We start from the raw sequence: 18,404 nt of genomic DNA, 5'->3' as shown, positions 1-18,404 counted from the left end.
GGTGCGGGAGCCTTGGCAGGAGCGGCGGCCTTCTTCGCAGGAGCGGCAGCCTTCTTGGCTGGAGCAGCGGCCTTCTTCGCAGGAGCGGCAGCCTTCTTAGCTGGAGCGGCAGCCTTCTTCGCAGGAGCAGCGGCCTTCTTCGCAGGAGCGGCAGCCTTCTTCGCAGGAGCGGCAGCCTTCTTCGCTGGAGCGGCGGCCTTCTTGGCTGGAGCGGCGGCCTTCTTCGCAGGAGCAGCGGCCTTCTTCGCAGGAGCGGCAGCCTTCTTGGCTGGAGCAGCAGCCTTCTTCGCAGGAGCCGCAGCCTTCTTGGCAGGAGCCGCAGCCTTCTTCGCAGGAGCTGCAGCCTTCTTGGCTGGAGCTGCGGCCTTCTTGGCTGGAGCTGCGGCCTTCTTTGCCGGAGCGGCAGCCTTCTTCGCAGGAGCTGCGGCCTTCTTGGCCGGAGCAGCAGCCTTCTTGGCTGGAGCGGCAGCCTTCTTCACGGCAGTCTTGGCGGCTGCGGTGGATTTGGTTGCGGGCTTGGCGGCGGTCTTCTTTGCGGCGGCTGGCTTAGCAGCTGCCTTTTTGGCAACGGCCTTGGCAGCAGGCTTTGCAGCTGCCTTGGTGGCGGCTGGCTTGGCAGCGGCCTTTGGCTTTGCAGCAGCCTTGGGGGCGGCTGCCTTGGTTGCGACTGCCTTCTTGGCAGTTGCCTTGGTGTCAGCAGTTTTCTTGCTTGCTTTGGACGTTGCCATGCTCTTCTCCTTCGGGTCAATTTAGAAAGCAGACTTCATGCCTGATTGAATTCGACACGAAGTTTTGATAGCAAACTGAATTGTGCATCAGCTGCTAGCAACTGGCATAGTGCAAACCTCAATAAAGACGCCAAATTTCACAGTTTTCTCTCAGGAAAACCACATTCTGACGGGGTTTGCACATCAAGGTCGGCGTCAATCCCAGGAAAGCGCGCCGCCGGACTGGTATTCGATGACGCGGGTCTCAAAGAAATTTCTCTCTTTTTTCAGGTCGATCATCTCGCTCATCCACGGGAACGGATTGTCCTCGTTGGGGTACAACGCATCGAGGCCGATCTGCGTTGCGCGGCGGTTGGCGATGTAGCGCAGGTAGCCTTTGAACATCGCTGCGTTCATGCCCAGCACACCTCTGGGCATCGTGTCTTCTGCGTATTGATATTCAAGTTCGACTGCTTGAATAAACAAGGCCTTGATCTCGTCCTTGAATGCAGCAGTCCAGAGGTCGGGGTTCTCCAGCTTGAGCTGGTTGATCAGGTCGATGCCGAAGTTGCAGTGCATCGACTCGTCGCGCAGGATGTACTGGTACTGCTCGGCCGCGCCGGTCATCTTGTTCTGCCGGCCCAGCGCCAGGATCTGCGTGAAGCCCACATAGAAGAACAGGCCCTCCATCAGACAGGCAAACACGATCAGGCTTTTGAGCAAGGTCTGGTCCGTCTGCGAGGTGCCGGTCTGGAAGTTGGGGTCCATGATCGCGTCGATGAACGGGATCAGGAAAGCATCCTTGTTGCGGATCGAGGGGACCTCGTTGTAGGCGTTGAAGATCTCGGATTCATCCAGCCCGAGCGACTCCACGATGTACTGGTAGGCATGGGTGTGGATGGCTTCCTCGAATGCCTGGCGCAGCAGAAACTGGCGGCACTCCGGCGCGGTGATATGGCGGTAGGTGCCCAGCACGATGTTGTTGGCGGCCAGCGAATCGGCCGTGACGAAAAAGCCCAGGTTGCGCTTGACGATGCGGCGCTCGTCCTCGGTCAGGCCATTTGGGGATTTCCACAGCGCGATGTCGCGCGTCATGTTGACCTCTTGTGGCATCCAGTGGTTGGCACAGGTAGCCAGGTATTTCTCCCAGGCCCATTTGTATTTGAACGGCACCAGCTGGTTGACATCGGTCTTGGCGTTGATGATGCGCTTGTCGGCGGCGTTGACCCGCTTGAACATCGCTGCAGGTGGTGGTGCAGCGGGCAGCGCAGCAGTGGCTGCGAGCGGCGCCAACGCGTCGATGGAATCTTCTTCAAAGCTCAGCATGGGTGGTGCGCTCCTGGTGGGGGCCGGTGTGGTGGTTCAGGTTCGGACGATGTGCGGGAGTCACTGGCAGGCTTCGCAGCCGGGGTCATCGATGGCGCAGAAGCGGATGTCGGTGCCGGGCGCAGCGGGCTGGGCAGCGGCGGCGGCTGCCACCGCTTGGGCTGCGGGCGCGGCCTGGCTGCTGGGCACGGCATTGAGTACGCGGCTTTGGATGGTGGACTTTTCAGCCTGCGTGGCGCTGGTGGTGCGCAGGTAGTACGTGGTCTTGAGGCCGCGCGCCCAGGCGAGCTTGTAGGCATCGTCGAGTTTCTTGCCAGATGCCCCTGCCATATAGATATTGAGGCTCTGCGCCTGGTCTATCCATTTCTGCCGCCGCGAGGCCGCTTCCACCAGCCAGACGGGATCGACTTCAAAGGCCGTGGCATACAGAGCCTTGAGCGCATGGGGCACGCGGTCGATGGGGCGCAGCGAGCCCTCAAAATGCTTGAGGTCCATCACCATCACGTCGTCCCACAGGCCCAGCTTCTTGAGGTCGCGCACCAGGTACTGGTTGATCACGGTGAACTCGCCCGAGAGGTTGGACTTGACCGACAGGTTGCCAAACGAGGGTTCGATGGAGGCATCGACACCGACGATGTTGGAGATCGTGGCGGTGGGTGCGATGGCCACGCAGTTGGAATTGCGCATGCCGTCCTGCGCGATCTTGCGGCGCAGTGCTTCCCAGTCCAGCTGCATGCTGCGGTCCACCTGGACATAGTCGGCATGGCCTCGGGCCTGGGCGAGCAGGTCCAGCGTGTCCAGCGGCAGAATGCCCTGGCTCCACAGCGAGCCAGGGTAGCTGCTGTAGACACCGCGCTCGCGCGCCAGCTCGGTCGATGCCCAATAGGCGTAGTAGCAGACCGCCTCCATCGAGGTGTCGGCAAACTGCACCGCCGCATCGCTGGCGTAGGGGATGTGCAATTGGTAGAGGCTGTCCTGGAAGGCCATGATGCCCAGACCCACCGGGCGGTGGCGCAGGTTGGAGTCGCGCGCCTTGTCCACCGCGTAGTAGTTGATGTCGATGACGTTGTCGAGCATGCGCATGGCCGTGGCGACGGTGCGCTTGAGCTTGTCATGGTCCAGTGCCAGGCCGCCTTGCCCGTCATCTTTCAGGTGGCGCGCCAGGTTGACCGAGCCCAGGTTGCAGACGGCGGTTTCCGTGTCGCTGGTGTTGAGCGTGATCTCGGTGCAGAGGTTGGAGGAGTGCACGACGCCCGCATGCTGCTGTGGCGAGCGCAGGTTGCAGGCATCCTTGAAGGTGATCCAGGGGTGGCCAGTCTCGAACAGCATGGACAGCATCTTGCGCCACAGATCGACCGCCGGCAGCGTCTTGCTCAGCGCCAGTTCGCCGGTTGCCGCCTGGGCCTCGTAAGCGGTGTAGGCCCGCTCGAAATCCTTGCCAAAGCGGTCGTGCAGATCGGGAACGTCCGAGGGTGAGAACAGGGTCCAGGTCCCTTTTTCCATGACCCGTTGCATGAACAGGTCGGGGATCCAATTGGCGGTGTTCATGTCATGGGTGCGGCGGCGGTCATCACCGGTGTTCTTGCGCAGCTCCAGAAACTCCTCGATGTCCAGGTGCCAGGTCTCCAGGTAGGTGCAGACGGCGCCTTTGCGCTTGCCGCCCTGGTTGACGGCGACGGCCGTGTCGTTGACCACCTTGAGAAAAGGCACCACGCCCTGCGACTCGCCATTGGTGCCCTTGATGCGGGCACCCATCGCACGCACGGGGGTCCAGTCATTGCCCAGGCCCCCGGCAAACTTGGACAGCAGCGCGTTTTCGCGGATCGCATCGTAGATGCCGCCCAGGTCATCGGCCACCGTGGTCAGATAGCAGGACGACAGTTGCGAGCGCAAGGTGCCGCTGTTGAACAGGGTGGGGGTGGACGACATGAAGTCGAACGACGAGAGCAGGTCATAGAACGCAATGGCCCTTGCATTGCGGTCGTCCTCCTTCAGCGCCAGGCCCATGGCCACGCGCATGAAGAAGGCCTGGGGCAGCTCGATGCGCTGCTTGCGCACATGCAGGAAATAGCGGTCGTACAGAGTCTGCAACCCCAGGTAGTCAAACTGCAGATCGCGCGCGGGCTGGAGGGCTGCGGCCAGGCGCGGCAGGTCGAAGTCCAGCATCTCGGGCGCGAGCAGTTCATGCGCGATACCTTGCGCGACAAAGCCGGGGAAGTAGCTGCGGTAGGCCGCGCCCATGTCGGCACTGCTGACATCCTGGCCGATCACTTCGCGCGTGATGGTGTGCAGCAGCAGGCGCGCGGTGACAAAGCTGTAGTCGGGGTCTTTTTCAATCAAGGTGCGCGCTGCCAGGATCGATGCCTTGAACACCTCGTCCATCGGAACGCCGTCGTAGAGATTGCGCAGGGTCTCGCTGAGGATCGGGGCTGGATCGACGTCCTGGCCCAGCCCCTGGCATGCGGCCGCAATACGGTCATGGAGTTCTTTGACGTCGAGCAGCACCGGCTGGCCCCGGTCCTGCACATGCAGGCTGGCATGGGCGGGTGTGTGCTGGGCCTGCAACTGCGCGCGCTCCTGGTTGCGGCGCTCGCGGTACAGCACGTAGGCCCGCGCGACCTCGTGGTTGCCGCCACGCATCAGACCCAGCTCCACCTGGTCCTGCACATCTTCGATGTGAAAAGTGCCGCCGCTGGGGCGCGAGCGCATCAGGGCGCGTACCACCGTGTGGGTCAGGTTCTCGACCACTTCGCGAACGCTGGCCGATGCCGAGCCCTGGCTGCCATGGACGGCCAGGAAGGCCTTCATGATGGCGGTGGTGATCTTTGCAGGCTCGAAGGGGACAACTGCGCCGTTGCGCCGCATGATCTGGTAGTCCGGCAGTACGGTGAATCCATCCAGGGTGCGCGAGCTGGTGGCCGGTGCGGCCTGTAGCTCAGAAAGCGAAGCAGCGCTCATGATGTCCTCTCAGTGGGTGCAAAAAACCGGAGAAACAGCGCTGTGGTATGCCGGTATCACCAAGCCTCTGGGAACCGCATCACACTACATGTAGTGTTTTTGTGAGCGCTGGACACTACCTGTAGTGTATGGGGCATTGCGCATTTTGTGTGCAGGGGCTGTCGCCATGCTGCGCAGCAAAACAGCGGCAACTGCGCATGGCGTGGTCATTTGGGCATGCAAACCACCGCTGTGCGTGTGTTACGGGGCGATCCCCGTTGCCAGCCTGCGCAAAACGGGGCCAGGGCACAGAAAAAATAATTTTTCAAACAGGAGAAAATCTCACATTTCGCAGGCGTCTGGGCCTGCAAAAATGCCAACGCGCGGCGAAAAAGGGCCTCTGCACCGAGGGCAGATCTACAGCCCGATGGATGGTGGAAACATCGCGGCAGGCCAGTCCAGCTCCTGCTGCAGGCGGGGCCAGGAAAAGCCGGGGCCGGGATCGTTCTTGCGGCCGGGCGCGATGTGCTCGTGGCCGGCGATATAGGCAATCGCATACTGCGCGCGGATCTGCTGGCACAGCTGCACCAGGCTCTGGTACTGCGCCGGCTCGAAGGTCTCGCCCTCCAGGCCTTCGAGTTCGATGCCGATGGAGTCGTCATTGCAGCGCGGCCGCCCGCGCCAGAACGACTGGCCGGCATGCCAAGCGCGTTCGTCGGCACTGACAAATTGCCACACGGCCCCTTCGCGGGTGATGAAAAAATGCGAGGAGACCTGCAGCCCGCGGATGGTCTGGAAGTACGGGTGCGCATCCCAGTCGAGCTGGTTGGTGAACAGGCGCTGCACATCGCCCGTGCCGTAGATGCCCGGTGGCAGGCTGATCGAGTGGACGACGATCAGATCGGTGCAGGCGCCGCCGGGGCGGGGCCCGAAGTTGGGCGAGGGGCACGGCGTGGCCGTGCGCAGCCAACCCTGGTGCCAGAGCGCGGCATGCGCCGCCGCCGGGGGGCGGGCGTCCGCGCCGGGCGGCATCTCGGGCAGGTCTTGGGGCATGGCGTCAGTCCTAGGGCTGTACCCCATCGCTGGGATCGTGGATCTGCAGCCGTTCCATGCGGTAGCGGATCTGGCGCAGGCTGATGCCCAGCCGGTTGGCGGCGGCTGTGCGGTTGAAGCCGAACTCCTGCAGCGCGCGCACGAGGATATCGCGCTCGATGGCATCGAGCCAGGCCTGCAGATCGGCTGGCAGATCCTGCGGAAGGGGAAAGCGCTCGCCGTGGGCCGGTAGCGCCGAGGGGAGGGGCGGTGCTGCGGCCACCCGTGGCGCGGCGGGCGCCAGGTAGGCAGGGGTTTGCTCGGCAGCGATGCTCTGAACTGCAGCGTTCGCAGCCCCCCCGGAGCGCGCAGGCTCGATATGCAGAAACGGCCCGTCACTCAGCGCGACAGAGCGCAGCAGCAGGTTCTCCAGCTCGCGCACGTTGCCCGGCAGTGCGTGGCCGGCAAGCGCTTGCAAGGCCTCCGGGCCGAGCTGGGGCACCGGCTGGCCGCTTTCGTGGGCAATGCGCGCAAGCAGCACCTCGCACAGCGCCGGCAGATCCTCGCGGCGCTCGCGCAGTGGCGGGATGAAGATATCGATGACGTTGAGGCGGTAGTACAGGTCCTGGCGGAACCGCCCTGCCTGCACATCGGCGGCCAGGTCGCGGTGGGTGGCGCTGACGATGCGCACATCGACAGCTTCCTCCTGCTGGGCACCCAGCGGCCGCACCTTGCGCTCCTGGATCGCCCGCAGGAGCTTGGCCTGCATCGCCAGCGGCAGCTCGCCGATTTCGTCGAGGAAGAGCGTGCCACCATGGGCGGCCTGGAAAAAGCCGTCCCGGTCCTGGTTGGCGCCCGTATAGGCCCCTTTGCGGGCTCCAAAGAATTCGGCTTCGAGCAGGTTTTCAGGGATGGCGCCGCAGTTGACTGCCACCATCGGGCCACTGGCGCGCTGGCTGCGGCGGTGCAGGGACTGGGCCACCAGCTCCTTGCCGGTGCCCGACTCGCCGCGCACCAGTATGGGTGCCATGCTGCCGGCCACCTTGGCAATGCGCTCGCGCACCTGCTGCATGACCAGCGAGGGGCCAATCAGTTCGCGCTGCGAAGCGTCTTGCGGCAATGGGGGCGTACCCGGCTGCGCCGGCGCTTGAAAAGCGGCCTGCGATGGAGCTTGCGCAGGCGCATCCTGCAGGCCCTGGCTGGCCGATGCCACCACCTGGCGGAACTGCTTGAGATCGACCGGCTTGGTCAGGTAGTCAAATGCCCCCTCGCGCAACGCCGCGACCGCGTTGTCGGCCGAGCCGTAAGCGGTCATCACGATGGCGCGCTCGCTGCGGCTTTGGCGGCGCAGGTCCTGCAGCAGCTCCATGCCCAGGCCGTCGGGCAGGCGCATGTCGGTGATCAGAATCTCGAAGCGGCGCTGTTGCAGCTGGGCGCGCGCTTCCTGCACCGAGCCCGCCGTAAAGACCCGGTAGCCTTCACGCAGCAGGGTCAGCTCGTAAAGCGTTCGGAGGTCGGGCTCGTCGTCCACGACCAGAACAGTGGTGTTTTCAAAACTCATGCCTGGTGGATCAAATCAGTCTGCAGGGGGTGCGCAGGGCTGGCGGCGCGGCGAAACTGCACGATGAAGGCATTGCCCTGTGCCAGCTCGGGCAGCGCTGCGCTCTGCCTTTCATAGCGGATCATAGCGCCATGGCGGGTGCACAGTTCGCGGCAGATGTAGAGGCCCAGGCCGCTGGAGCGGCTCTCGGATGAGAAGAAGGGCTCGAACAGGTGTTTCTCGATCGTCGGCTCGATCGGCGCGCCATCGCTCCAGACCACCAAGGTGGTGGTGCCCGTCAGGCTGCTGTGGGTGCCCACGCGCAGCGAGCCCGCATGCGCGCTGCGATAGCGCTGGCCGTTGTTGAGCAGGTTGTAGAGCAGCTGGCGCAGGTGACCGGTATCAAAGGCCACCAGGCTGTCATCGGCGTCCAGCGCCAGCGCCAAGGTATGCGCAGCAGGGGCCAGCGACATCCAGTCGTGGCAGATCTGCAGCACGGTCTCGTTGAGGGCGACGGATTCTCCGTCGCCTGGCTGGATCTGGTTGTGCACGCGAGCGATGTCCAGGATGTCTTCGGCAATGCGGCCCAGGCGCTGGGCATTTTGCTCGACCATGTAGGTCAGGCGTTTCTGGCCCGGGTCGGTCAGCTCCTCGTCCAGCAGTGCATTGGCCTGGGTGATGGCGGTCAGCGGGTTGCGGATTTCATGGGCGACAGCGGCTGACATCCGGCCCATGGCCGCCATTTTTTCGGTTCGCAGACGCGCTTCAATTTCGCGCAGGTCATGCAGAAACACCAGGCACAGGGGGTCGTTGTCATGGCTGCCGATGCTGCCGAAGGTCGGCAGCGGGTGCGTCAACCATGTGCGCACATGCAGGCCGATCGGCGCGGTCTGCGGCGCCGTGAGCGCCAGATCCTGTGACAGAGGTTTTTGCCCGGCAAAGGTCTGGGTGACCTGCTCCACCACTGCCCGCCAGGCTGGCAACTGGGCCAGTTCCAGCGGCAGATGGGGATGGCCGAGCAAGGCCATCGCGGCGGGGTTGGCAATACGCACCTGCAGGGCCTGGTCGGCCACCAGCACGCCATCGGGCAGGTTCTGCAGGATCAGTGCATTGATCTGCTCTTGCTGGTTGGCCGCAGCGGCATTGCGCAGGCCGTGCAAGGTTTCGCGCTCCACCCGCGAGGCGAGCAGACGCACAAGAATGCCCACCAGAAAATAGGCAGCGCCTGCCAGCCCGGCCTGCACGGTGTTCTGTGTCGCATCGAGTTCAAACACCGAGGTGCGGAAGCTCAGGGATTCGACAATCAGGAAGATCGTGATGTAGGCGCAGCTGCCCAAGGTCACCAGCCAGCCGCCCAAGGTGCCGGCAAACAGCACGGCCAGGCCAAACATCGGCGTCAGCGTGTAGGTGCCGGTCTTCGTCACTTCGAGCAGCGAGATCAGCAGCAGGTCCATGCCCACCGTCGGCAGCCAGGCATAGACGCGGCGCTGCGGAGGTGGTTTGTGGCTGAGCGCGGCGTACAGCATCGCCGAGACGCCGTAGGTACCCAGCAGCGCCAGTTGCGACAGCAGCGGGCCCGCTAGCACCGGCGTGATGGCCATCGCCCCAAGCGCCAGCAGCAGCGCGACAAATACGCGGGCCACCAGATAGCCGCGCCACAGGCGCTTGAATGGGGTTTCCATCAACTCCAGCGCTGCCATGGTGGAAGCGCCCAACGCTCAGCGCCGGCCAGGCGGCACGGCCTGGGCAAGATGGGCTTGTGAGCAGTAATGCGCGCCCTGGTAGCTGATCGCATCGGACTGCGGCAGGTGCACGCCGCAGTGGGCGCAGTGCACCATGGGTTCGGGCTTGGCCAGCCCTTTCTTGGGCGGTGGGGGCATGTTCTTGACCCGTTGGCTGCGCCACATGTGCCAGCCCACGGCCAGCACCAGCAATACCAGCAAATACTTCATGGTGGCTCAGTGTTTCAAGATGACTTCAAGGACAAAGCGCGAGCCCACATAGGCCAGCAGCAGCAAGGTGGCGCCCACATAGAGCATGTTGACAGCGCGCTGTCCGCGCCAGCCAAAGCGCTTGCGGCCCACCAGCAGCACGGCAAAGGTCAGCCAGGCCAGCAGCGAAAATACCGACTTGTGGTTCCATACCCAGGCCTTGCCGTACAGCGCTTCGCCAAACCACCAGCCCGCGAGCAGGGTCGCCGACAGCAGGATGAAACCCGCCGTGACAAAGCGGAATGTCAGCCGCTCCAATGCCAGCAGCGGCAGCCCGCCATCGTGGCTGCCATCCTGGCGCATCTGGCGCTCGGCCCGGGTCATCAGTGCGGCGTGGACCACGGCGGCAGCAAACAGACCATAGGAGGCGATGCCCAGTGCCAGGTGCAGCGGCAGCCACGGCGAGGCATTGACATGCAAGGGGCTGCCGGGGAACACGCCGGCCAGCAGCACGGCGATGCAGCCCATCGCCGACAGCGGCCAGCGCGAGCGCAACTGGGGGTAGAGCTGCTGCTCGACCACGTAGACCGTGAGCACCAGCCAGGCAGTCACCGACAGGGCCGGCGCAAAGCCGAAGTGGGGCGTGTCGCCCATCAGGCTCCAGGCAATCGCTGCCAGATGCAGCGCCCAGGCCGCGCGCAAGCCCAGCCGTGCGCTGGACTCCTGCAGGCGTCGGGCCGCAAGTGCGGGAATGGCGTAGGCAATGGCTGCTGCAATGGCCAGCGCCCAGCCGATGGGGCTGGTGCTGGCTGCGGCAATGGCGGGAGAGAGCATGCCCGCTATCATAGCGGCGGCAGAAACCCTGTGCGGCCTGCGCGTGCGGCAGCGCCTGTCAATCCACCGGCTATTGCAAGCAGTGGCAGGCAGTGGCTGGCGATGGCCGGCGATCACGAGTGATGGCCGCTGCCGGCGCCGTCCGCGCGCAGCACGCGCCACAGACAATCTCGGCGGCGTCGTTCTCCCCGCCGGCGTCGCGTGGGTGCCGCCACGGGCTGCTAGAGGCCGATACTGGTCGCGCAGACGCGGTTGCGGCCATGGGTTTTGGCGTCGTACAGCAGCTCATCGGCGCGCCGCAGGCAGTCTTCCATGCTGTCGGCAGGGCCGCAGTGCACGGTCAGCACACCGCAGCTGACGGTCAGCGCCGGCGCGGTCGTCGACGCTGCATGGGCAATGGCCATGGCCTGCACCTCCTGGCGAAAGCGCTCCACCACCTCCAACGCATCGGCGTGGCCGGGCAGGATCAGCGCAAACTCTTCGCCGCCGAAGCGGGCGGCCAGATCATAGGGTCGGCGGGCATGGCGTGCCAAGGTGCCCGCCACCTGCTTGAGCGCCTCATCGCCCTGCACGTGGCCGTAGTGGTCGTTGTACAGCTTGAAGTGATCAATATCGATCAGTGCCAGGCCCAGCGGGTCGTTTCTGCGCAGGCACATGCGGTGGCAGCGCTGCAGCATGTCGTCAAAATGCCGGCGGTTGGCCAGATTGGTGAGTCCGTCGACCTGGGCCAGACGCTGCAGCGCCTGGCGTTGCAGCGCCAGATCGATCTGGTTGCGCACCCGCACGCTGACGACGGCCGGGCGTATCGGCTTGGAGACGTAGTCGGCCGCGCCCAGGCGCAGTCCATACTCCTCGGCAGCGGCATCGCTTTGGCCGGTGATGAAGATGATGGCGATACCGGCAGTCGCTTCCTGTTTGCGCAGCTGCGTCAACACCTCGTAACCATTCATGCCGGGCATGCTCACATCCAGCAGCACCAGCAGCAGGCGGTGTGACTCGCGGGCGGCAATCGTCAACGCGCTGGGGCCGTCCTTGGCCAGCAGCACGCGGTACTGCTGGCCCAGCAGCTCCGCGAGCATGGAGCGGTTGACGCGCTCGTCATCCACAATCAGGATGGTGGGTTGGTCGTTATCGGGCTCGGCTTGCATGGTGCGTGATCCAAAAACTCAAATCTCAATAGCGCAGACGAAGGCGCTCAGGGCAAAATCTGTTCCAGGCGCTCGATCGCGGCGAGCGCAGCATCGGCATCGAGGTCCTCGACATGCTGCAGGATTTGCTGCAGCAAAGGCGTCCAGCGGGCGGCAGGGCTGGCGCCGAGCATGCGCTCGAGTTCGCTGACTGCCGCGTAATCCCCATCGGCCACCAGGCGTTTGAGGTGCTGGAGATCCTGGCGCAAAGTGGTGGCCGGAGCAGGGTGGGGAGCTGGGGCCTCCGCCGCCGGCGCAGGCGCGGAGGCTGGACTGTGGCGGGTGGCCAGGCCCTGCAGCAAGGTCTGCAGCTGCGCCGCAAACTCCGTGGTCTCGGCGTGCAGCCGAGGATCGGGTGGGGCAGAGGAGGGTGGCTGTTGTGCCTGCTCCCGGGCCTGGTTTTCAATGGACTCGGCCGCTTGCACCAGTGCTGCTGCATCGAGGTAGCCGAGCGCGCCCTTGAGCGAGTGGGCCAGCATCGACAGCGGCTGCCATGCCGACTGCTGCGCATGCAGCACCAGGGTGTGGGGGGCGTCCGCAAAATCGCGGTAAAAGCCCGCCAGCACCCGTTCTACCCGCTCGGCATTGCCTTGAAAGCGCTGCAGCATCTTGGCGTGGTTGAGCCCCGAGGGGGCGACGAAGCGGGCTTCATCGCGCAGGAACTCGGACTCTGGCGCATCCAGGTCGCCGCCCTGGCTGCCGGGGCCTGCGATCCATTCGGTCAGCGTTTCGTACAGCTTGCGCTCATCGATGGGCTTGGTCAGGTGCGCGTTCATGCCCGCCTCTTCGATGGCGCTGCGGTCTTCGACCCGGGCCTGCGCGGTCAGCGCAATCACGGGCAGCTGCTGCAGATGGGGGAGCTGGCGCAGTGCGCGCGTAGCGTCCAGCCCGTCCATCTGGGGCATGTGCACGTCCATCAGCACGGCATCGTAGCGGTGGTGTTCCAGCATGCTGAGTGCCTCGGCACCGTTGGTGGCCAGGCTCACCTGCACGCCCACCAGGCTGAGAAAATCGGCCGCAACCTCGCGGTTCAGCGCATTGTCATCCACGACCAGCACGTTTTTACCGCGCAGGTTCGGATACAGCTGGGAGAGGTCGGAATGCAGGCTCTGAGGATGGGCCGCCGGCTCGGACAGTGCGCGCCGCGAGACGCCGCCGCCTTGCGACTGCAAGGCTTCCAGGATGGCATTGAACAGTACCGATTGCGTGACGGGCTTGATCAGCAGACCTTGCAGGCGCAAGGCCTCGGCCTTGCGCATGACTTCGTCGCGGCCGTAGGCCGTCACCATCAGCACCGCAGGGGTGGCGGACAGGTGCTCTTCCTCGCGAATGCGGCGGGCGACCTCCAGTCCGTCCATGCCCGGCATGCGCCAGTCCATCAGTACCAGGCCATAGGGGGTGCCGACGCGAGAGGCGAGCTGCAGATCGGACAGCGCCTGCTCGCCCGAGTCCACCGTATCGGCCCGCATGCCGAAGCCGCGCACCATCTCGGCCAGGATGTCACGTGCGCTGGCATTGTCGTCAACGATCAGCACGCGGTCCACCGGCGTGCCGTGGTAGCGGGCCGGCTTGGGGGCTTGCTGGGCCTGTGCGGTCTGCAGCTGCACCGAGAAGTAAAAGGTGCTGCCCAGACCCGGGCTGCTCTCGACCTTGAGCTCGCCGCCCATCTGGCCGACCAGGCGCTGGCAGATCGCCAGCCCCAGACCCGATCCGCCATAGCGCCGCGTGGTCTGGCTGTCGGCTTGTGAAAACGGGCGGAAAAGCTGGCTCATCTGCGCGGCGCTCATGCCGATACCGGTGTCCTTGACGGTCACCTCCAGGCCGATCTTGCCCGGTGCCAGCGGCCGGTTGCCGGCAGCCGCGGTGGTGCGGATGCTGATCACCACCTCGCCCAGGTGCGTGAATTTGATGGCGTTGCTCACCAGGTTGTTGAGCACCTGGCTCAGGCGCAGCGGGTCACCGCTCAGCTGCCGGGGCACATCGGGAGCGACCGAATACACCACCTCGATGCCTTTTTCCTCGGCGCGCAATGTGGTGACCGCCGACACGGTCTCCAGTACATCGTCGAGCGCAAACTCCACATTCTCCAAGGTGAGCATGCCCGCTTCGATCTTGGAAAAATCCAGAATGTCATTGATGACCGACAGCAGCGCATTGGCCGACAGCTCGACCTTTTCCAGGTAGTTGCGCTGCTTGGGCAGCAGCGGGGTCTGCTGGATCAGGCGCGTCATGCCGATGACCGTGTTCATCGGGGTGCGGATCTCATGGCTCATCGTGGCCAGGAACTCGGACTTGGCGCGTTCGGCGGCCTCGGCCATCTCCTTGGCCTTTTGCAGCGCCAGTTCGGCCTCACGCTCACGCGTGATGTCGAGCATGATGCCGTCCCAGACCGTGCCGGACTCCTGGCGGCTGGGCGCCGAGCGGCAGCGCAGCCAACGCAGGCCGCCATCGGGCCGGATGATGCGGAAGCTGCAATCAAACAGGCTCAGGCGCTCCAGCGCCTCGCGCTGCTGCTGCCGGTACATGGCCAGATCGGCCGGGTGGATGGTCCGGGTATAGGCGGCGTTGTCCGCCATGATCGCCTGGGCACTGACGCCGATCAGCTTTTCAATGCCGGCGCTGATATAGCTCATGCGCAGGCTGGCGGACGTCGCCTCGACCCGGTAGATCGCCCCGCTGGGCAGGTTGTCGGCCAGCGCTTCAAGCCGCTGGCGCGCCTGCTCGCGCTCCGACAGATCCTGCAAGGTGCCGCTGAGGCTGACGATGCGGCCGCTGCCGTCATAGTCGGCCTGGCCCAGAATGCTGGCGGGGAACTGGCCGCCGTCGGGGGTGTAATGCGTCACGTCGAGGCGGTACGGCTGGCCGGTCTGGGCGCACTGGGCAATGGCCGCCATGACCTTGGCATAGTCCTGCGGCGGCATCATCTGGGCAATGTTGTCCTGCGTCAGCTTGGGCCCCTGCGGGTCCAGGCCATTCATCTCGTACATCATCTCCGAGGCTTCGATCTCTCCGCTGGCCAGGTCCAGGGTCCAGCTGCCGATGCGAGAGAGCCGCTCTGCGCGGCGCAGCGAGTCATAGCTCTTGCGCAGCTGGCTTTCGGACTCGCGCATCTGCGTCATGTCGCGCGATATGCCCAACAGCCCGATCACCTCGCCATGCTCATTGCGGTACTGGCTTTTGATGGACTGGAAGCTGAGCTTGCGGCCTTCTATCAGCGCATGTGACTCCGAGACCAACGGCGTGGTGGTGCGGTACACCGCGGCATCGTCCTCCGCGAAGTTGTTGCGGCCCCCCAGGATTTCGGCATCGGTCTTGCCGATGAGGCCGCCGGGCGGCACCTGGGCAATAGCTTCGGCGGCCGGATTGGCGAACACATAGCGGCCCTGCCGATCCTTGACAAAGACGATATCCGAGGTGCCCCGCATCACCGCGTCGAGCAGGTCTGTCGACTGACGCCATTGCTGCGTGCTTTTTTCGACCTGCTGCTCCAGCGCGGCATGGAGCAATTGAATTTCCTGGTCGCGGCGCACCCGCTCGGTGATGTCGTGCGCGATCGTGAAAAAGCGCTTCTCGCCATCGACCAGCTGGCAGGTAATGTGCACTTCGACTGGAAAGCAGGAACCGTCCTTGCGTTGGTGGGTGTTGGTGACGACCTTGCGTGCGCCCGGCTCCATCTTCTGCCACCGCGCCTGCAACTCCGACGCCGAGGCGTCGAGGGCAAAATCGGCCACGTTCATCGCCATCAACTCGGCCATGCTGTAGCCCATCTCCCGGTAGGCTTGGGCATTGACATCCAGGATCCGGCCTTGCACATCGGTCACGAAGAAGGCGTCCGAAAAATGGTCTAGCAAGTGGCGATACGGCGTATCTGGCATCGGTGGTCCTGGTCAAAGAAAGCGCCACCTGGGGGTGGCGGGCAGGGCATGGGGCATGGCGGGCCACCCTGCAACGGCCATGTGGGCAAGCGGCGGCTCGTCAAACATTGTCGTGGCTGCAGGCAGGCCTGGGCGCAAGCTCAGAGCCTAAATTCGTTTGGCACTTCCCGGGCAAAGATTTGGCTATGGTCGGGGACGGGTCATAGTTTCTTGCGCTGCCCAGCAGCCCGGGAGCCCCGCCACCGGGCCTGCCGGGGGCAAGCGGGTAGAATCAAAGGTTTGCAGGGCTGTGGGTTACAGCCCCTGGCGCCAGCCCTCTGCGCCCGGCCACCGGGTATCTGCATGACTGCGGCGCCGCCTTTGCCACGATTACTCAAGACTCCACCCTATGGCTTCCGCACTGACCGATAAACTCTCGCGCCTCGTCAAGGAAATGCGTGGCCAGGCCCGTATCACCGAATCCAACGTCCAGGACATGTTGCGCGAAGTGCGCATGGCCCTGCTGGAGGCGGATGTGGCCTTGCCCGTGGTGCGCGATTTCATTGCCCGCGTCAAGGAAAAAGCGCTGGGCCAGGAAGTGCTGGGCAGCCTCAAGCCAGGCCAGACCCTGGTGTCGATCGTCAACAAGGAGCTCGCCGCCACAATGGGCGAAGGCGTGGCCGACATCAACCTGCAGGCCCAGCCGCCTGCGGTGATCCTGATGGCCGGCCTGCAAGGCGCTGGCAAGACGACCACCACGGCCAAGCTGGCCAAGCACCTGATCGAGCGGCGCAAGAAGAAGGTGCTCACCGTCTCCGGTGACGTGTACCGCCCTGCGGCGATCGAGCAGCTCAAGACCGTGACCCAGCAAGCCGGTGCCGAATGGTTCCCCAGCACCCCCGACCAAAAGCCGTTGGATATTGCCAACGCTGCGCTGGATTACGCCAAGAAGCATTACTTCGATGTACTGCTGGTCGATACGGCCGGCCGGCTGGCGATCGATGAAGTGCTGATGACTGAAATCCAGCAATTGCACAGCGCCCTGAAGCCGGTCGAGACCTTGTTCGTCGTCGATGCCATGCAGGGCCAGGATGCGATCAACACCGCCAAGGCCTTCAAGGAGGCCTTGCCGCTGACCGGCATTGTGCTGACCAAGCTTGACGGTGACTCGCGCGGCGGTGCAGCGCTGTCGGTGCGCCAGATCACCGGTGCGCCGATCAAGTTCGCCGGCGTGTCCGAGAAGATCGACGGCCTGGAAGTGTTCGATGCCGAGCGCCATGCACAGCGCGTGCTGGGCATGGGCGACATCGTCGCGCTGGTCGAGCAGGTCTCCAAGGGTGTGGACCTGCAGGCGGCCCAGAAGATGGCCGAGAAGATCAAGTCCGGCGACGGCTTCGACCTGAACGACTTCCTCGGCCAGCTCCAGCAGATGAAGCAGATGGGCGGTCTGTCGACGTTGATGGACAAGCTCCCTTCCGAGCTGGCTGGCAAGGCCGGTCAGGTCGACATGGACAAGGCCGAGCGCGAGGTGCGCCGCAAGGAAGGCATCATCTGCTCGATGACGCCCTTTGAGCGCTCCAAGCCCGAACTCATCAAGGCCACGCGCAAGAAGCGCATTGCAGCGGGCGCTGGCGTGCAGGTGCAGGAGGTCAACCGCCTGCTCAACGAGTTTGGCCAGATGCAGCAGATGATGAAGAAGATGAAGGGTGGCGGCCTGATGAAGATGATGAAGAAGATGGGCGGCATGAAAGGCATGATGGGCGGCGGCATGCCCAAGCTGCCGTTCTAAGCGCACCTGGGCTTCGAGCGCTGCTCCCACAACAACGCCTGCGCACCGCAGGCGTTGTTGTATCCAGGGGCTTGGAGTTAGGACACCACTACCTTGGCCTCGCCCGCCTGCATATGGCCGACCACGCAGGCATCGCCAAAGCCCTGGGTTTGGAAGATGTCCAGCACCTGGTCAACAGCATCCGGGGTGCAGGAGACCAGCAGGCCACCGGAGGTTTGCGGATCGGTCAGCAGGCTGCGCATCGCGTCGGTCACCTGCGCATCCAGCGCCACATGGCTGCCGTAGGACGCCCAATTGCGGCCCGATGCGCCGGTCACCACACCTTGCTGGGCCAGGTCCAGCACGCCGGGCAGCAGCGGCAGCGCCTGGCTGTCGATCACGGCCGTCAGCTGCGCGCCCCGTGCCAGCTCCAGCGTATGGCCCAGCAAACCAAAGCCGGTGACGTCCGTCAGCGCATGCACATCGGCCAGCTGCGCCAGCGCCGCACCGGGCCGGTTGAGTTGGGTGGTGGTGCGCACCATGCTGGCGTAGGCACTGTCGCTGAGCAGGCCTTTTTTCAGCGCGGCCGATTGGATGCCGACGCCGATGGCCTTGCCCAGGATCAGCACATCGCCCGCCTGGGCATCGCGGTTGCGTTTGAGCTGCGCGGGGTTGACGATGCCGATGCCCACCAGGCCATAGATGGGCTCGACCGAGTCGATGGAGTGGCCGCCAGCCAGCGGGATGCCGGCATCGCGGCAGACCGATTCGCCGCCTTCCAGAATCTTGGCGATGACTTCATGGGGCAGCACATTGATCGGCATGCCGACAATGGCCAGCGCCATCAGCGGCGTGCCGCCCATCGCGTAGATATCCGACAGTGCATTGGTCGCGGCAATGCGGCCAAAGTCATAGGGGTCGTCCACGATGGGCATGAAGAAGTCAGTGGTCGCGACAATCGCCTGCGTGTCGTTGATCTGGTAGACCGCCGCGTCGTCTGCCGTCTCGGTGCCCACCAGCAAAGGTGCATAGAACTGTTTGGGTACCGCGCTGCGGCTCATCAGATCAGCCAGCACCCCCGGTGCAATCTTGCAGCCGCAGCCACCCCCATGCGACAGCGAGGTCAGGCGCGGCGAGGCGGACAGGGGCGTGGTGGGGGCATTCATACAGACATCCTCAAGGGTTACAGACTAGCGGGCAAAGCGGCGCCGCCGATGGCGGCCCACCATTATCGGCGCGTTGGCGGGCGGGCGTGCGCTGTGCTGATTTGCCGGAAACGAGGCGCGAG

The 18,404-nt window shown here is 64.5% G+C and carries 12 protein-coding genes; 1 reads left to right on the top strand and 11 read right to left on the bottom strand.

From position 1 onward, the window contains the following. The 10 genes from ACHWUQ_RS06455 to ACHWUQ_RS06410 form a co-directional block, all read right to left on the bottom strand. On the bottom strand, positions 1-728 hold a 728-nt coding region (locus ACHWUQ_RS06455; RefSeq protein ID WP_394680647.1), incomplete at its 3' end, for a hypothetical protein. A gap of 195 nt (positions 729-923) precedes the next feature. Next, positions 924-2,033: a ribonucleotide-diphosphate reductase subunit beta gene (locus ACHWUQ_RS06450; protein WP_239809360.1), complete on the bottom strand. Its 1,110-nt coding sequence runs from the start codon at positions 2,031-2,033 to the stop codon at positions 924-926. A gap of 60 nt (positions 2,034-2,093) precedes the next feature. Then, entirely contained in the window at positions 2,094-4,991 is a 2,898-nt protein-coding gene (locus ACHWUQ_RS06445; protein WP_394680646.1) for a ribonucleoside-diphosphate reductase subunit alpha, read from the bottom strand. A gap of 396 nt (positions 4,992-5,387) precedes the next feature. Then, positions 5,388-6,002 carry a 1,6-anhydro-N-acetylmuramyl-L-alanine amidase AmpD gene (gene ampD / locus ACHWUQ_RS06440; protein WP_239812766.1) on the bottom strand — a complete coding sequence of 205 codons (615 nt, stop codon included), beginning with the start codon at positions 6,000-6,002 and terminating at the stop codon, positions 5,388-5,390. 31 nt (positions 6,003-6,033) lie between these two features. Next, entirely contained in the window at positions 6,034-7,563 is a 1,530-nt protein-coding gene (locus ACHWUQ_RS06435; RefSeq protein WP_312527441.1) for a sigma-54 dependent transcriptional regulator, read from the bottom strand. Next, positions 7,560-9,224 (bottom strand): ATP-binding protein, encoded by a 1,665-nt coding sequence (locus ACHWUQ_RS06430; RefSeq protein WP_312833961.1) that lies wholly within the window; start codon positions 9,222-9,224, stop codon positions 7,560-7,562. The genes ACHWUQ_RS06435 and ACHWUQ_RS06430 overlap by 4 nt, the downstream gene beginning before the upstream one ends. A 36-nt stretch (positions 9,225-9,260) precedes the next feature. Next, the gene (locus tag ACHWUQ_RS06425) at positions 9,261-9,494 is read right to left on the bottom strand and encodes a PP0621 family protein (protein WP_312412438.1); all 234 of its coding nucleotides are present in this window, start codon (positions 9,492-9,494) and stop codon (positions 9,261-9,263) included. A 6-nt stretch (positions 9,495-9,500) separates the two neighbouring features. Beyond that, positions 9,501-10,307 (bottom strand): inner membrane protein YpjD, encoded by an 807-nt coding sequence (locus tag ACHWUQ_RS06420; protein WP_239809355.1) that lies wholly within the window; start codon positions 10,305-10,307, stop codon positions 9,501-9,503. Between the two features lie 221 nt (positions 10,308-10,528). Next, positions 10,529-11,455 carry a diguanylate cyclase gene (locus ACHWUQ_RS06415; RefSeq protein WP_239809354.1) on the bottom strand — a complete coding sequence of 309 codons (927 nt, stop codon included), beginning with the start codon at positions 11,453-11,455 and terminating at the stop codon, positions 10,529-10,531. A gap of 47 nt (positions 11,456-11,502) precedes the next feature. Continuing rightward, positions 11,503-15,369: a response regulator gene (locus tag ACHWUQ_RS06410; protein WP_394680645.1), complete on the bottom strand. Its 3,867-nt coding sequence runs from the start codon at positions 15,367-15,369 to the stop codon at positions 11,503-11,505. A 388-nt stretch (positions 15,370-15,757) separates the two neighbouring features. Between ACHWUQ_RS06410 and ffh the strand changes: the two genes are divergently transcribed. Then, positions 15,758-17,137: a signal recognition particle protein gene (gene ffh / locus ACHWUQ_RS06405; protein WP_239809352.1), complete on the top strand. Its 1,380-nt coding sequence runs from the start codon at positions 15,758-15,760 to the stop codon at positions 17,135-17,137. A gap of 77 nt (positions 17,138-17,214) precedes the next feature. Here the strand turns inward: ffh and selD are convergent, their stop codons facing one another. Next, positions 17,215-18,282: a selenide, water dikinase SelD gene (gene selD / locus ACHWUQ_RS06400; protein ID WP_394680644.1), complete on the bottom strand. Its 1,068-nt coding sequence runs from the start codon at positions 18,280-18,282 to the stop codon at positions 17,215-17,217. Positions 18,283-18,404 lie beyond the last annotated feature (122 nt).

It is taken from the genome of uncultured Comamonas sp. (genome assembly GCF_964277875.1).
In the GTDB taxonomy this organism is placed as follows: Bacteria; Pseudomonadota; Gammaproteobacteria; order Burkholderiales; family Burkholderiaceae_C; genus Comamonas; species Comamonas sediminis.
Note: the sequence above shows the minus strand (reverse complement) of the source record. Positions and strands in the feature narration are given on the sequence as shown.

Coding starts and splice junctions, on each gene's coding strand:
- ACHWUQ_RS06450 (WP_239809360.1), bottom strand. CDS start 2,033: ATGCTGAGCTTTGAAGAAGATTCCATCGACGCGTTGGCGCCGCTCGCA.
- ACHWUQ_RS06445 (WP_394680646.1), bottom strand. CDS start 4,991: ATGAGCGCTGCTTCGCTTTCTGAGCTACAGGCCGCACCGGCCACCAGC.
- ampD (WP_239812766.1), bottom strand. CDS start 6,002: ATGCCGCCCGGCGCGGACGCCCGCCCCCCGGCGGCGGCGCATGCCGCG.
- ACHWUQ_RS06435 (WP_312527441.1), bottom strand. CDS start 7,563: ATGAGTTTTGAAAACACCACTGTTCTGGTCGTGGACGACGAGCCCGAC.
- ACHWUQ_RS06430 (WP_312833961.1), bottom strand. CDS start 9,224: ATGGAAACCCCATTCAAGCGCCTGTGGCGCGGCTATCTGGTGGCCCGC.
- ACHWUQ_RS06425 (WP_312412438.1), bottom strand. CDS start 9,494: ATGAAGTATTTGCTGGTATTGCTGGTGCTGGCCGTGGGCTGGCACATG.
- ACHWUQ_RS06420 (WP_239809355.1), bottom strand. CDS start 10,307: ATGCTCTCTCCCGCCATTGCCGCAGCCAGCACCAGCCCCATCGGCTGG.
- ACHWUQ_RS06415 (WP_239809354.1), bottom strand. CDS start 11,455: ATGCAAGCCGAGCCCGATAACGACCAACCCACCATCCTGATTGTGGAT.
- ACHWUQ_RS06410 (WP_394680645.1), bottom strand. CDS start 15,369: ATGCCAGATACGCCGTATCGCCACTTGCTAGACCATTTTTCGGACGCC.
- ffh (WP_239809352.1), top strand. CDS start 15,758: ATGGCTTCCGCACTGACCGATAAACTCTCGCGCCTCGTCAAGGAAATG.
- selD (WP_394680644.1), bottom strand. CDS start 18,282: ATGAATGCCCCCACCACGCCCCTGTCCGCCTCGCCGCGCCTGACCTCG.